16 protein-coding genes and 2 tRNA genes are annotated in these 14833 nt (G+C 40.8%); 17 read left to right on the top strand and 1 reads right to left on the bottom strand.

Features of this window, described 5'->3' with window-relative positions:
* The first annotated feature begins 48 nt into the window (after nt 1-48).
* The 17 genes from AM629_RS16480 to AM629_RS23060 all read left to right on the top strand — a co-directional run bounded on the left by AM629_RS16480 (nt 49) and on the right by AM629_RS23060 (nt 13928).
* Nucleotides 49-136: transfer RNA gene (locus AM629_RS16480), tRNA-Ser, on the top strand.
* A gap of 404 nt (nt 137-540) precedes the next feature.
* Nucleotides 541-616 (top strand) — tRNA-Thr (locus tag AM629_RS16475).
* A 1213-nt stretch (nt 617-1829) separates the two neighbouring features.
* A complete protein-coding gene (locus AM629_RS16470) occupies nt 1830-2249 on the top strand; it encodes an antiterminator Q family protein (RefSeq protein ID WP_054480346.1) in 420 nt (139 codons plus the stop codon).
* Between the two features lie 529 nt (nt 2250-2778).
* Nucleotides 2779-3318: a phage neck terminator protein gene (locus AM629_RS16465; RefSeq protein WP_420806681.1), complete on the top strand. Its 540-nt coding sequence runs from the start codon at nt 2779-2781 to the stop codon at nt 3316-3318.
* A 3-nt stretch (nt 3319-3321) separates the two neighbouring features.
* Nucleotides 3322-4788 carry a DUF3383 domain-containing protein gene (locus AM629_RS16460; protein ID WP_083451946.1) on the top strand — a complete coding sequence of 489 codons (1467 nt, stop codon included), beginning with the start codon at nt 3322-3324 and terminating at the stop codon, nt 4786-4788.
* 9 nt (nt 4789-4797) lie between these two features.
* A complete protein-coding gene (locus tag AM629_RS16455; RefSeq protein ID WP_054480343.1) occupies nt 4798-5238 on the top strand; it encodes a DUF3277 family protein in 441 nt (146 codons plus the stop codon).
* Nucleotides 5239-5353: 115 nt separating this feature from the next.
* On the top strand, nt 5354-5764 hold the full coding sequence (locus AM629_RS16450; RefSeq protein ID WP_054480342.1) for a phage tail assembly chaperone: 411 nt from the start codon (nt 5354-5356) through the stop codon (nt 5762-5764).
* 77 nt (nt 5765-5841) lie between these two features.
* Entirely contained in the window at nt 5842-5964 is a 123-nt protein-coding gene (locus tag AM629_RS25310; RefSeq protein ID WP_235525498.1) for a DUF6889 family protein, read from the top strand.
* Complete coding sequence (locus AM629_RS16445; protein ID WP_054480341.1) at nt 5957-7801, top strand: hypothetical protein; 1845 nt, start codon at nt 5957-5959, stop codon at nt 7799-7801. Before AM629_RS25310 ends, AM629_RS16445 begins: the two co-directional genes overlap by 8 nt.
* Before the next feature lie 2 nt (nt 7802-7803).
* Nucleotides 7804-8409 (top strand): phage baseplate protein, encoded by a 606-nt coding sequence (locus AM629_RS16440; protein ID WP_054480340.1) that lies wholly within the window; start codon nt 7804-7806, stop codon nt 8407-8409.
* Nucleotides 8394-8699, top strand: coding sequence for a phage baseplate plug family protein (locus AM629_RS16435; RefSeq protein WP_054480339.1), 306 nt, complete (start codon nt 8394-8396; stop codon nt 8697-8699). Before AM629_RS16440 ends, AM629_RS16435 begins: the two co-directional genes overlap by 16 nt.
* 135 nt (nt 8700-8834) lie before the next feature.
* Nucleotides 8835-9767, top strand: coding sequence for a phage protein (locus AM629_RS16430; RefSeq protein ID WP_054480338.1), 933 nt, complete (start codon nt 8835-8837; stop codon nt 9765-9767).
* Nucleotides 9767-10522: a phage baseplate assembly protein V gene (locus AM629_RS16425; RefSeq protein ID WP_054480337.1), complete on the top strand. Its 756-nt coding sequence runs from the start codon at nt 9767-9769 to the stop codon at nt 10520-10522. Before AM629_RS16430 ends, AM629_RS16425 begins: the two co-directional genes overlap by 1 nt.
* Nucleotides 10519-10866 (top strand): contractile injection system sheath initiator, encoded by a 348-nt coding sequence (locus tag AM629_RS16420; protein ID WP_054480336.1) that lies wholly within the window; start codon nt 10519-10521, stop codon nt 10864-10866. Before AM629_RS16425 ends, AM629_RS16420 begins: the two co-directional genes overlap by 4 nt.
* Nucleotides 10859-12052, top strand: coding sequence for a baseplate J/gp47 family protein (locus AM629_RS16415; RefSeq protein ID WP_054480335.1), 1194 nt, complete (start codon nt 10859-10861; stop codon nt 12050-12052). Before AM629_RS16420 ends, AM629_RS16415 begins: the two co-directional genes overlap by 8 nt.
* Complete coding sequence (locus tag AM629_RS16410; RefSeq protein ID WP_054480334.1) at nt 12049-12621, top strand: DUF2612 domain-containing protein; 573 nt, start codon at nt 12049-12051, stop codon at nt 12619-12621. The genes AM629_RS16415 and AM629_RS16410 overlap by 4 nt, the downstream gene beginning before the upstream one ends.
* Before the next feature lie 2 nt (nt 12622-12623).
* Nucleotides 12624-13928, top strand: a complete 1305-nt coding sequence (locus tag AM629_RS23060) for a tail fiber protein (RefSeq protein WP_083451945.1) — start codon at nt 12624-12626, stop codon at nt 13926-13928.
* A gap of 327 nt (nt 13929-14255) precedes the next feature.
* Here the strand turns inward: AM629_RS23060 and AM629_RS16400 are convergent.
* Nucleotides 14256-14833 (bottom strand): IS30 family transposase (locus AM629_RS16400; protein ID WP_152912013.1); only part of this gene is annotated, 578 nt, incomplete at its 5' end.

The raw sequence follows: 14833 nt of genomic DNA, 5'->3' as shown, positions 1-14833 counted from the left end.
ATTAAGACTAGACATACGATCCTACTATAGAGCATAATCTCGCGCCATGGAAGGATGGCCGAGCGGTCGAAGGCAGCGGTCTTGAAAACCGCCGATGGGAAACCATCCTAGAGTTCGAATCTCTATCCTTCCGCCAAATACTAACCTTATGCATATTTTATGCATAAGGTTTTTTTCATTCCAGAGTATCATTCAGAATGCGCTAAGATCACTTAGCTCTCGCTCGGTTTCTATGAGAAACCACCAGATTATAAACCCATCTATTGGGTATATAGCAGTCAACTATTTTGGGGTGGAATAAATTGAAGAGAAGTGAAAAGGTCGCTGTCTGGGTAGTACCTTCAGTTTTTGCACAATCTTATAGTGGTTGTCTCTGTGTCAGAGTGTTCTTTGGGATAGCGATATGTCATCAATGATCAGATTTTGATGTCAGGGTTTATGGTGTTTTGAATATGTCTAAAAAAATCTATTATTTATGCTTGATTGTTTGAATCAGGTTGTAATATACTGCGCTCGCTTTCGGGGGCTACCCCGGAATACGCCGGCTTAGCTCAGTTGGTAGAGCAACTGACTTGTAATCAGTAGGTCACCAGTTCGACTCCGGTAGCCGGCACCAAATCATATAAGAAGCCGTTATCTTTATCAGAAGATAACGGCTTTTTTCATGTTTATCTCACATAAAAGAACTGTTTTTATATACAGCTAATTTTGTCACTTTCCATAGCGATCTTTTTATCAGAATGGGTATCAGTGCGAAACTCATTGTCAGGCAGGCCAACATAAAATAGCCAGAATAAGAAATCAGGAAATAGAGATCCGACAGGGTAAAAGATAGCAGCAGGTATTGATGTTGCAAGATCGTGTTAGGCAAAAACAGTTTCATACCAGTAAAATACTTTTTCCAAATTGCCGGTTAAGTCGCATGAGTTTAAAAAACTCGTTGGTTAAAAAGGGGTTATTTCTGACAATGTTAAAACTTTCTGCATAGATATTTACCTGATAATCGGTAATTTACTGTTAGTAACATTAATCCTATTTCTGCCTTAAAAATTTTTTCAAATCTGCTTGAGATATTTCGAACACTGTTAGTCAAATCCTACATTTGCATCGATTTGTCGCTGATCGTTATGTAAACAGTATGATCTCTGTACCTTTGTTATAGGTGTAGAGGACATTTTTAATCGTCATTTTTCTATAGATTTCAGCGTTGATCCAAAGTATTTTTTACACTTTAATATCCATGAGATAAAAATTTTGTGCTACTTTTTATTTAATGTATTTTTTATCTGATAATAAAAAGGGGTTGTTATGTTGTCTGAAAATTCTCGGAAAATAATAAAAACTATTAGCTTTGCTTTAGATGTTCTAAGTTCCTTGCCTTTTAAGGTAGGATACATTACAGGATTAGGTAAAATTTATATGAGAAATACTTAGATGGGGATGATAAGCACTTTATAACTAGTTGTATTAACCAAGATATTATATTTTCCTCTGAGATTAAGCTTGGAAGGAATAGAAATCAGATAGGATTTCTATTTAATAGATCAGGTAATAAGATGTATTGAGACGATATAGTTAAGTAACAAAGAAACGCAAGAAATAGAGCATGAGAAATTCGTTATACCCAATAGATTTCAAGATGGATCGCGACGGCAAGGGAGCGAATCCCCGGGAGCATAGATAACTCTGTGACCGGGGTGAGTGAGTGCAGCCAACAAAGAGGCAACTTGAAAGATAACAGGTATATAACGCCGAATGCATGGATGCGAGAGGCCATTACGAAAATAATTTTTACTACTATTTGCTACTAAAAATTAAGGTAAAAACGTATGCGCAATATTCAACAAGTTCTAGAGCGTTGGGGTGGTTGGGCTGATGATGCCACTGGTGTTAATTGGCCGCCGATCGCTGCTGGGTTTAGGGGGCTGATTACGTCAACTCGTCCATCTCGTCCTTCCTGTTGCGATAATGATGGTTTGATCATTGATGCCTGTATAGCAAAGCTTAAGACGGTAGATAAGTCTGAAGAAATTGAAGTTTTATTTATGTACTATGCTTTGGGTATTTCTAAACGATCGATAGCTCGTTTAATTGAGGTATCAGATATTGAAGTACGTTCCCGGTTGCAAAAAGGCGAAAGCTTTGTACAGGGATGTTTAGCTATGCTTGATATCACATTAGAAATGGATAATGAAATACAAGAGTGCAAAAAGCTTGCGCGTACGCAAAAAGCTATGGTAGTGTATTAACCAGTTAAAGTTGCGAATAAGCGCGGAAACTAATAAACCTCGATATTTTTATCGGGGTTTTTTTATGTAGAAAATCGGGAAAATAACGTTTAATTCATCAGGTTCAATTGAAAAAATTAAAGTTATTCAAGAGATGGTGTGATATGGATATACCCAATAGATTTCAAGATGCATCAAGACGGCAAGGGAGCGAATCCCCAGGAGCATAGATAACTCTGTGACTGGGGTGAGTGAGTGCAGCCAACAAAGAGGCAACTTGAAAGATAACAGGTATAAGTGTCTTAAAGTATCCGCTGTGACACACTGATAGATAAGTAAAAACTTAAATAGTAATTGTAAGGGCTGCACTTTGTTGCGGCCTTTTTCATATTTGCCGCCGCGAATGACTTACGCATATTTTTTTACCTTCTTTGCGGTCGGTATCCCTATTAAATCAATCATAACCTGGTGCTGGAGACTAAGCCTTCATAGAGGGCTTGGTGTATTCAGCTACATTGCGAGTTATTGCTGTTTGATGGAGGTATTTTTGATGAGCAACAGTAGTGATAAAGCGGGTTGGTTAACGCCTGTCACTCCTGGGCCTGAGTACGATGATGAGCTGGAACACACTCTGCACCATTGGGTGTGTGGTGTTTCTGGTTTGCCTGACGATAAAGTGCGTTCCCGATGGACATCACCACCACCACCGTTATCGGAAGATGATGGGTGTGATTTTGGCATTACGGGCTTTATTTCAGACGTGTCTCCGGTCTTTGAGAACCAAACCGACGAAAGTACTGAGTTATGGCGTTATGAAGAAATCGAGTGTTTGATTTCGTTTTATGGCCCGAACTGCCAGCGGTACGGTACCTGTTTTCGTGATGGATTGGCGGTCAGTCAGAACAATGACGAATTAGGTCGTTTCGGTCTTTCTGTGGGCAAATATACTCGGCTAACTTTTTTACCTGAGCTTATCAATAATCAGTGGGTGCATCGTTATGACATGACGATCACCTTGCGGCGAAAAGTAGTGCGTGAATACGGTGTTAAATCACTGGTGGAAGCGCCTGTCAAATTCTTTGGAGATTAAATTATGCAGGGTTTACCTGTTTCAAACATTATCAATGTCACGTTGAATATGGCTCCTCATGCGGCTCAGGCTCGGAACTTTGGTGCGTTACTGATCGTCGGTGTAAGCAACGTGATCAATACTCATGAGCGTTTACGCCAGTATTCTGATATCGATGGCGTAGGGGCAGATTTCGGTATGGATACGCCAGAGTACCAGGCCGCAGCGCTTTATTACTCCCAGTCACCACGTCCTGTCGATTTATATATTGGCCGCTGGGCTAAAAGCAATGTCGGAGCTTCTTTGCAAGGTGCAGTACTGACCAAGCAACAACAAATACTGAGTAAATTTACTGCCGTCACAAATGGTTCTTTTAAGTTAACGCTTAACGGTAAAGAGGTGATATGCAGCGGCATCGATTTGAGTAAAGAAACCAATCTTAATGGTGTTGCCCAACGGGTAGCGGAAAAGCTGAAAGATTGTTCAGTGACATATGATAATTCATCTGCATGTTTCGCCGTGGTACCAAATTCTGCGGGCGCTATTGGTTATGTTTCACAGGCTAGCGGAACGTACATTGGTGATTTACTAAAACTAGATGGAGAGTCTGGGGCTACGGTTATCGAACCAACCAAAGCAGAAACGATTGCTGAGGCCGTGGCAACATTGGGGGCTGCGTCTAGTGGCTGGTATGGGCTGGTTATCGCTGACGACACGCTGACAGACGAAGATATTCTATCTGTTACTGACTACATTGAATCGGCATCTGTTTCTCGAATCTATGGACATACAGTGCAAAAAACAGCGGTATTAGATGCTGATGTTGATACTGATATTGGATCAAAACTGAAAGGGGGAAATTATCAGCGTACGCTTTGGCAATATTCAACGGGTAAACCCTATACTGTGGCTTCTCTGATGGGACGTATGTTTACGGTCAATTTCGACGGTAACAACACCACCATTACCCTGAAATTTAAACAAGAACCAGCGGTTACGGCGGAAAATCTCACCGCAACCCAAGCCAACGCCTTGAAAAAGAAAAACGGCAACGTTTTTGTTAAATACAACAATGACACAGCCATTATTCAGGAAGGCGTCATGGCAAACGGTGATTTCATTGATGAACGTCACAGTCTGGACTGGTTGCAGAACTACGTTCAGAACAATCTTTATAACCTGCTTTACACCAGTACCAGCAAAATCCCCCAAACTGATGAAGGTGTCACACGCCTAATTACCAATGTTGAACAGTCACTTGCTCAAGCGGTGACGAATGGATTGATCGCTCATGGAGTATGGGGTGGTGATCCGATTGGTGCGCTGAACACCGGCGCAACATTGACAAAAGGTTATTACGTCTACGCTCCACCCATTGCGACACAGGCACAGGCTGATAGGGAAGCCCGGAAAGCACCGGTTATTCAGTGCGCTATCAAATTAGCAGGAGCTGTTCATTACGCTGATGTCATTATTAATGTAAACAGATAAGGATTGAAAATGGCTACGTATTCTTTTCTTGATGTCTCTGCTTCTATTACAGGGGTAGGAGGTTCTTTCGATCTTGGTAACGGCGCAGCTCTCTCTGACGAGGGAATTGTAGTTACGATGTCAGAAAGCAAAAACACCATGACCACCGGAGCAGATGGTGAAGTCATGCATTCATTGCATGCTACCAAATCTGGAACTATTACAGTTAACTTGCTTAAGACCAGCCCGGTAAACGCAAAACTGAACGCTATGCTTAGTGCACAATCGCTTTCATCGGCAGCATGGGGTAATAACGTGATTGTTATTCGAAACAAGGAAAGTAACGACGTTGTTGTTGCACGTTCTGTTGCCTTTCAGAAGCAGCCGGATTTACAGAATTCCAAAGCAGGTAATACCGTTGCCTGGGTGTTTGATTGCGGAAAAATTGACATCATGTTAGGCACATTCTAACCAGTTTACTTTACAAACGCTGAAACTAGCCGGGGCATTTGTCTGCATGTTCATAATCAGGCTTATGCTTCGGTAGCTTGGACGGTTTTGGGCTAAGTATTTGAGGGGGGAGCTTATGGAATTTGAAATCGACGGTAAAAAATATCGCAGTGGCAAACTGAACGCTTTTCAGCAACAGGATCTAGCAGTGGCCTTGTCTCCAGCTATTCCGGCACTTGGGCCACTGATGAAAAAGATCGTCGCAGATAGAAATGATGATAGCGCGACCAGCTTTGAAGAATTGATTCCTCATCTGATTGAATCCATTACTGCGCTGGGAAAATCCAACCGGTATGAAATTAATGATATTTGCTTATCAGTGGTTTCTCGTGAACAGAGTGGCATATGGAGCAAGATTTATGAACCTGATGGTCAAGTATTGATGTTCGATGACATCAATGGCTTAGAACTACTGAAAATTGTAGGTTTTATTATTCGAGATTCATTGGGAAATTTTTTTCCCGCCCTATCAGAGAGCGAAGTGTAATCCCAGGACAACCCAGCTTAAATTTTGAAACTCTCCCGAAAGGGCGTGATTATCTGTTACGCCCGGTCATTGCGGGCATGTGCTGTTATGAATCATTAAAAGACGGCGCTCTTGACCTGGCTGATATTGCATTGATGAATGATGCCCTTGATGTTAAATCGGAAAATGAGGCCATGATAGAGAGGTGGCGAAATGAGTAATGACGCTGAAACAATGAGAGATTTCCTGGTATCACTTAAGTTTGATGTTGACGAGGTGGGACAGCGTAAATTTATCGCTGTTATCACTGAAGTAACAGCCAATGTTCTCAAAATGAGGGCGGAAATTAAAGACGCCACCTCAGAGGTGGTTAATTTTATCACCCAAGTCACTGACGGGCTGGACAAACTCTACGGACAGTTACAGAAAACAGGTTCAACGATTGAAAAAATTAAACCTATTGATGAGGGAGCTAGTCAGGCGGTAGGAAGTGGAAGTGTAGAAGGATTTCTACCGAAGATTGATATTTTGTCCCATGCCAATGGCGGCCATGTTAATACTGCCTCTTTGATAACATCAATGAGTGAGCCGCTATTAAAAGCCACGATGGGATGTGCTGATCAAAACACCAACACACTTGATAGTGATGACATATTTAATGCGATTGAGGGATTAGTTAAATGGTTAAACAAAGGGGAAGCTTCAGCGAACGGCTTATTGAAAACACTGAATGAATTATGGAAATTCACAGGAAGAAAAATGACGCTGGGAATATTATTCAACCTTAATAGTCGATTAAATGCATTACAAGAAGAAGCGAGGAAAAATCACGAAACGGTGGGTGAAACCATACAGCGGCAGCGAAAAGAACGTGAAGCAAATAAGAAACCCCTGTTAACGTTTGATCAACTTAATAGTTGGATATCAACGCATGGGCTTTATGTGGCTTCTGACTTGACACCGTTTTTTAGCAAAGATAATTATGAAAAATACCAGAAACAACTTGATGGTAGTAAGCCTATCATTGATAAAGATCACAACCAGAAAGTTGCTGGTATTCCCAAATATCAAAAACAGCTTGATGGCGGTGAACTTATAATTGATAAAGATCACAGCCAAAAAATTGCCGATATTCCCAGAAAAGTATCAGGCCAATCCAGTAAAGCGAAAAAGAAACGCAAGAATAAGCCACTCAATAAAGACCATCATAAAGCTGGTATTGCTAAGCAGCCTGATACTCATCAGAGTTTAAATGCAGTTAATCAGTCGATGGATATTTTGAACAGTGAGCTGACAGAAACAAGAATAAAGAAACTCATGTCTTCCAGAGGGGCCAGGAATAACAACCCGTTAAATATGAACTTTGCGAATCAAAGAGGGGCAGTCCGTGAAGATAGCCCTGGGCACAGATTTGCTAAGTTTCCAGATGCATATAGTGGATTAAAGGCCACCGCTCATCAGTTGAGGCGTTATTTTAGTGGCAAGACTACAGGAAAAAAGCTGCAAACCATTGCCAGTATTATCCCGACATGGGCGCCATCAAAAGACGGTAATAAGACTAAAGCATACATTGCTAGTGTGTCTAAAATGATGGGCGTTTCTAAGGATGCGTTCCTTGATTTAACCGATCCTAATGTGATGCAACATTTGATTGATAGCATGATGGTAGTCGAAATTGGTGGTAATCCCTATTCACCAGAATTTATTAGGGCGGCGATTCTCGGCGTGCCACCGTCAGAGAATAAACCTTTGGGCTTAACCAAACATCTAAATAATGTTGCTAATTATTGGAAAAACATTTCCATTGATCCTCATATGCTCAGCGGTGCAATGACGAATATCAACAGTATGATCAATCATCAGGGAGTGACTCACAATTTCATGCTGCGTTCGCTGATTCCTGCTGGCAATAATAATATGAATGGGATTGGGGAAGTCAACTATCATATTGAGATTAATGGCGTTGAATCCCCCAGAGAAGCGGCAAGACTTACTGGAGAAACGGTAGAACGCACTCACAGTATGTTACTTAGAAATATGCAAACACAAGTGAGATAACAATGGATATATTATCAGTTATGTTTTCTCAGCAAACGAGAAAAATAGGTGCCATTGTACCGAGTGTCATTATTTCAGAAACACATACGGACACATCCAATATCACGGATCATCCAGTCCAACAGGGGGTGACAATCAGTGATCATGCTTATGATAGTCCATCAGAAGTGAGAATGGAGCTAGGTTTTGCTGGTGGCGGTTCGCTACTTGATGTTATTGATACTACAAAAGTATTTGATATTGCTACCGGATTGAGCCTGGGAACCAGTCCGCGTGCGGTGTATCAACAATTACTCGACCTTAGGGCATCCCATAAACCTTTTGATGTCGTCACCGGGAAACGCTTATATAAAAATATGTTAATTAAAGATATGACAATCACAACGGATAAAACCAGTGAAAATGTTCTCTCAGTGATTTTAAACCTGCGTGAAATCATTATTGTTGAAACATCAACGGAGCAAGCAGCGCCTGCTGAAAATATGAAACATCCTGAAGATACGGCACCTGTGATTAATGTGGGAACCAAAGTCACGGTGAAGCCGTCATTACCACGAGTTATTCTTGACTATATTATAGAGCGGGGTAAAAAATGGCTGGGATTGTAGAAATTCCTTTATCACCGATAAACCAGCAATTCGATGTTCAATTGGATGGTGTTAACTATAAAATGAGCTTAATTTGGCGTGATATTGCGGGTTGGATTCTGGATATCATGACGCCGGACAGTGAGCCAATAGTCACTGGCTTACCGCTAGTATTTGGGATTAACTTGCTTGAACAATATCGTCATCTTGGTTTTAACGGTTCATTAATTTTTTATGGTGATATAAACCAGGAAAAACCTTTCAGGAATAATCTTGGTAAAGAGGATAAATTATATTTTGTAACAAATTAACATGAAGAAAATAAGCGTGAATTTTAGGGGGTTGTTTATTTTGCTATTTGTGAACCTGTAATCTTTAATGTTCAATGACTTGTTACGCATACCCGCTTAATTGCGGTTTTTTTGTTCCTGTTAATTAGGTGAATTATGTCAAAACAATGGATAAGAGAATGTCACCTTATCGTTTTCGACGAAAAGGGCGAAAAAGTAGATTTATCAAACCTGAAAATCATATTTGATATTAAAATAACGGAATCTTCCTATCCTGCTACAGGCATTTTTACAATATATAACCTTAATGACGCAACCAGTAATAAATTACGCAAAAATGAGTTTAAAACGATTAAATTTGTGGCGGGCTACAAAGGGAACTCAGGACAAATATTTTCAGGTCAAATCCAGTACACCCATGTAAAGAGAGATAGCCCAACGGATACTTGTGTTGTTATTCAGGCGGCAGACGGAGATGAACCACACAATTACGCGACAGTGAATACCACCATTGCGGCTGGATATTCACAAGCAGATTTAGATCACTTACTGATGCGTGATATTGCCAAATATGGCATTACGGCTGGCTTGCGCCCTGAATTCAGAATGTCAGCCTCACCCAGAGGAAAAGTGCTTTTTGGTATGCACCGTAATGCAGTCTCTGACTTGGCAAAACAATGTGATGCTAACTGGCGCTATGAAGATAACCAGTTACATATTGTGCCTAAAAATAAATACTTAACTGAAGCCGTTGTACTCACATTAAAAACGGGTCTGATTGGTATGCCTGAACAGACTATCGGCTCAGGTATTAACGTTACGTGCTTAATTAATCCGAATATCCGTCCAGGTACATTGATTAGATTGGATAACCGCTCAATCACACCGGTTGATCCCTCTACTGTACATAAGGATTCAAAAGAACAACCGGCAGCATTGGATTCTGACGGTGATTACATTGTCTTCAATATAAATTATTCCGGCGACACCCGCGAAACCGAGTGGTACATGAAAATGATGTGTATCGCTAAGAGCGATCACACCCTGCTGAATCAATCAACTGGCAACAAAGGTAAGGCAGACAACTGATGATAAATACTGATGAACGACTAAATAGACCGGAAGCGGTCTTTTTTTCTATGCAAGAAATGATTAGCGCCGGATTGTATGTCTCTCTGCCCTGTATTATTCAATCATTTGATGCTGATGCGGTAACTGTTACAGCACAACCGGCTATCAGATGGAAAATCAGGAAAAAAGATGGGGATCTTGAATCAGTATCCTTACCGCTGTTGGTGGATGTCCCCGTTATATTCCCAAGGGGTGGTGGAGTGACGCTAACATTTCCGGTAAAAGCGGGTGATGAATGCCTGGTCGTGTTTGCTGATCGTTGCATTGATTACTGGTGGCAATCGGGTGGCGTACAAGAGCCGGTAGATCCCCGGCAGCACAACCTATCCGATGGATTTGCGCTTATTGGCCCACAATCACAGCAACAAAAAATAGCTGGCATTAGCACAAGTAGCGTCCAGCTGAGGAGTGATGATGGTGCGGCTTATATCGAGCTTGATCCTGGTAGCCATAACATCACGGTTATCACACCGGCAAAACTCACTGCCACTGCAAATGGTGGTACCGAAATTACCTCACCTGAAATCATCCTGAACGGCAACGTCACTATTAACGGCAACTTATCGCAGGGAATGGGGGCTGGTGGTGGTATTGCAACCATGCAAGGCCCAGTTACTGTGAGCAACGATGTGACAGCAGCGGGGATTAGCCTTAAAAACCATGTCCATAGCGGTGTGCAATCGGGTGGAAGCAACACGGGGAAACCCCAATGAGATACAGAAGAGAAATTGACAACGACTATATATTTGGTCGTGGTGAAGCGGGTTTTCTTATCAATTCACCGGAGGCGGTTGCACAGGCAGTGAAAACACGTTTGATGCTGCGTAGTGGTGAATGGTTTCTTGATAACCAAGAGGGAACTGATTACGACAAAGTATTAGGTAAAGGCACATCGGGTTTTTATGACCTGGTCATCAGACAGAGAATACTGCAAACACTTGGTGTATCAAACATTATCCACTACCGCAGTGAAAGAAACCCCAACACAAGAAAAATCACCATTACAGTCACGATTGACACGATTTATGGACAGACAGGAGTAACGGCTGATGTATGAAAATATTATCAACACAATGTTACCTGCCATTAATAAAAACGGGATCAATGCCCCTGATTATCAAACCATTTTAAATGGCTGGAAGACAATATTTAGAGATATCTACGGAGAAGATATTTACATTGAATCTGACAGCAAAGACGGTGTTTTTCTATCGTTGATTGCTTATGTGGTTCATGGTTGTAATAACGCAATCATTGCTTCTTATAACTCATTCAGCCCAGCAACCGCGGTAGGTGAGGGGCTTTCTCGTAATGTCAAAATCAACGGTATTACCAGAAAAAGCCCCAGTAACTCGACTGTAGATGTTTTAATAACTGGCCGGGCGGGTACTGTTATTCGCAATGCTTCTATTCGGGATGATATAGGAAACACCTGGTCACTACCGGATGAAGTCACTATAGACATGCACGGGCAGGCTATTGTAACGGCTGTGTGTCAAAAAACAGGCGCTATTGGCGCACTGCCTCACACGATTAATCAGATTGCTACACCAACATTGGGCTGGCAAACAGTGACAAACCCTGTTGCTGCTACACTGGGTCGGGGAGTTGAAACCGATGCAGAACTGAGAATCCGGCAAGCAGTTTCAGTTGCATTACCTTCGAAAACCATTATGGATGGACTTATTGGCGCTATTGCTAATCTGCATGGTGTTTCACGTTATCAGGGATATGACAACGACACGGATGAAACCGATAAGAACGGTATACCTGCGCACAGTATTGCGATTGTCATTGATGGAGGAGACTCGAAAGAAATTGCTCAAACTATTTTGATAAAGAAAACGCCGGGCATACCGACATTTGGCACCACCTCTGAAATTGTCACGGATAACACTGGCAATAAAAAAACGATTAACTTCTATCGTCCAACGCTGGTACCAATTTATATTGAAATTCAGATTAAACCTTTTATTGGATACACATCGGATATTGGAAATAATATTCGGACAGAGGTATCTAACTATATCAACTCACTTTATATTGGTGATGGGATATATGTTACTCGTTTATTTGTACCGGCAAACTTATGTAATAAAAACGGCAGTCAGACATATGAAGTATTATCTGTGGTGGCAGGTAAATCAGCATCAACAACAGGAGTAGCGAACATCAATATAGCCTTTAATGAAGCGCCGACCTGTTCACCTGAAAATATTAAAATAGTGACGGTGCTCGAATGAATAAATATATGAAGCTGATTCCGTCTTACCATATGGAAGGTGAACGATATGTCAGAATGCTTGAAGCTGTTACCGATATTTTTAACTGGAATGCGTCCACTGCTGATTTACTGATTAGCAGTTTTGACCTTGATAAAGCGGAGGGCAAACAGCTTGATATCATTGGAGAATGGGTAGAAAGAAATCGAATGATTCAAACCCCGATTGAATACTACTACTTCTCCTTTGATATTCCTGAATTGGGATTTGATAGTGGCAAATGGAAAGGGCGGTTTGATAGTGATAAAAGTTATGTCAAGTTGGATGATGATAATTATCGAATAGTAATCAAAGCTAAAATAGGCGCAAACAACTGGGATGGAACGGCTGAATCACTTAATAACATCCTGAGTTTTATTCACTCACATAACAACATATCTATATCTTTTGAAGATAACTTGGATATGTCATTTACCGTAACGGTAAGAGGTAAAGTAATTAGTAGCATCACTAAGGAAATCATCCATCAGGGTTATCTCTCGATTAAACCTATGGGAATAACGGTTAATTACCATATAGTGGAGGGTTAGAAATGGCGAAAAATGATTTTAAGGCATTTGCGACGGGTGAAAACGCGAATACTTTATCACAAGAAGAATATGAAAATTCTGATTTTATTGAAGAGGGATTTAAATCGGGCATTGCCAGAAGTGAGCGATTAAATAAAGTTTGGCGGCAATCCTCAATCATTGCTGCGGTAATTGGGAAATATATTGCAGAAAAAACGGGGGAGGATGTTATTGATGATGGTGATTTAGAGAAACTCACCCAACAGTTAGACTTGGCATTAAAACAAAAAATTACCACGGAAATCCCGGCTGCTTCGCTTACGCAGAAAGGCATATCGCAGCTCAACAGCGCGACAAATTCTGACAGAGAAGATCAGGCGGCAACGCCTAAAGCTGTGCATGACGTTAGAAAAATCGCAGAGGGAAAATTAAGTGGTGTTCCTGATGCATCGTTGACTGAAAAGGGGATAGTGCGGTTAAGTAATCAAATTGCTGATGCGGGGAATACGGTACCGACCTCATCATTAATGCATACCGTATGGAATGAGTTAAATAAATCGATTGACGGCGCTAACACTAACGCGACAAATGCAAACAACAATGCAACGAGTGCAAATAATAATGCCAACAATAGACTGGCAAAAAACCAAAACGGTGCAGATATCCCTAATAAAAGTGAGTTTATAAAAAACCTTGGTTTAGTGGAAACGATGAATTTGGCGAAAAGTACGGTGCCGAAATCAGCTATTGTGCAGACTACAGGGCAAAGCATTAATCAGATAATGAGCCAAAAAGCAGTGACTGATATGTTAGCTAATGCGGTATCTATCGATGTCTTATATCCTATCGGTATAGTGTTGTGGTTTGCACAGAATAAAAACCCGAACAATATATTTACCGGGACAACATGGAAATATATAGGTGAAAATAGAACCATTCGTTTAGCTGCTACTAATGGTTCGAATGTCTTGACTTCTGGTGGTAGCGATACAATTACCCTGACAATAGATAACTTACCCGCACATAGTCACAGTATTTCGGGTAATACGTCTGGTTTTGATTATGGTACTAAAACTACTAGTTGGGGTGGGGAACATTCACACGGAATACCTACGGGAAGAAGTTTTGGCAGTAGCATAATACCTGTTGGTGAAGGAACCAATCCTTTTACCTCGCAAACTGCAAGTGCCGGGGGGCATAGCCACAGTATAAACATTGGTGCACATAGTCACAGTTTTAGCGGTAATACGTCCAGTGTTGGTAGTGGACGCAATTTCTCTATTGTTAATGCATATATTACATTAATGGGGTGGTATCGGATTTCTTAATAAAAATATATAAACCATGCTCACTATGATGTAAGTATGGTTTATTTTCAATCTTTATTGAATGTGATTTTTCTTTCAATTATCCTGTTGAAAATAAAATCGATAAATTGACTTTTTGCTCTATTGAACTCTCGGGATAATTTATTATTATGTGTATGTTGTGATTCTATGACTCTATGAATTCTGTCACTCTCCAGAATACTCGGAAAGTTTTTGTCATTATTATTGAAAACAAAATCTTGGATGCATAACGCCGGTATAGATTGACAGGCAATGTAATCTTTATTTAAAAGAAAATCTTGGATTCACATAATAAGTGCAACATCGTTAATCTGGAAGTAAACATGTTCGCATTCCTTTAAATAATTCATTCGGTGTTTTCCCACCCCGTGTTTTTCGAGGGCGATTATTTAATCGGTTTACCACAAAATTGATTTCCTGATCAGAGATTTCATTAAAATTGGTTCCCTTTGGAAAGTATTGTCTGATTAACCCATTGATATTCTCATTGATCCCTCTTTCCCAAGGCGAATAAGGGTGAGCAAAGTAAATTTGGGTTTCTAATTCTTCACCGATGATTTCATGATCTGCGAACTCCAAACCGTTGTCGAACGTGATGGTCTTAACCTTTTGTTTTAACGGGTATAATACTTTCACTGCCGCTTTCGCGACTTCTGATGCCTGCTTGCTATCAAGTTTAACGATTATTGTATACAGCGTCTTGCGGTCAACCAATGTTAATAAGACACTTTTTTTATCTTTCCCTATTATCGTATCTCCTTCCCAGTCGCCAATACGTTCTTTTTTATCAACGACTTCTGGTCGAACATCAATACTGACCCGATTTTTAATTTTGCCTCTTTTTTCATAGCGACCATAGCGTTTACGATAGGGTTTTCTGGCAA

Source organism: Photorhabdus heterorhabditis, assembly GCF_001280945.1.
Taxonomy (GTDB): Bacteria; Pseudomonadota; Gammaproteobacteria; order Enterobacterales; family Enterobacteriaceae; genus Photorhabdus; species Photorhabdus heterorhabditis.
Note: the sequence above shows the minus strand (reverse complement) of the source record. Positions and strands in the feature narration are given on the sequence as shown.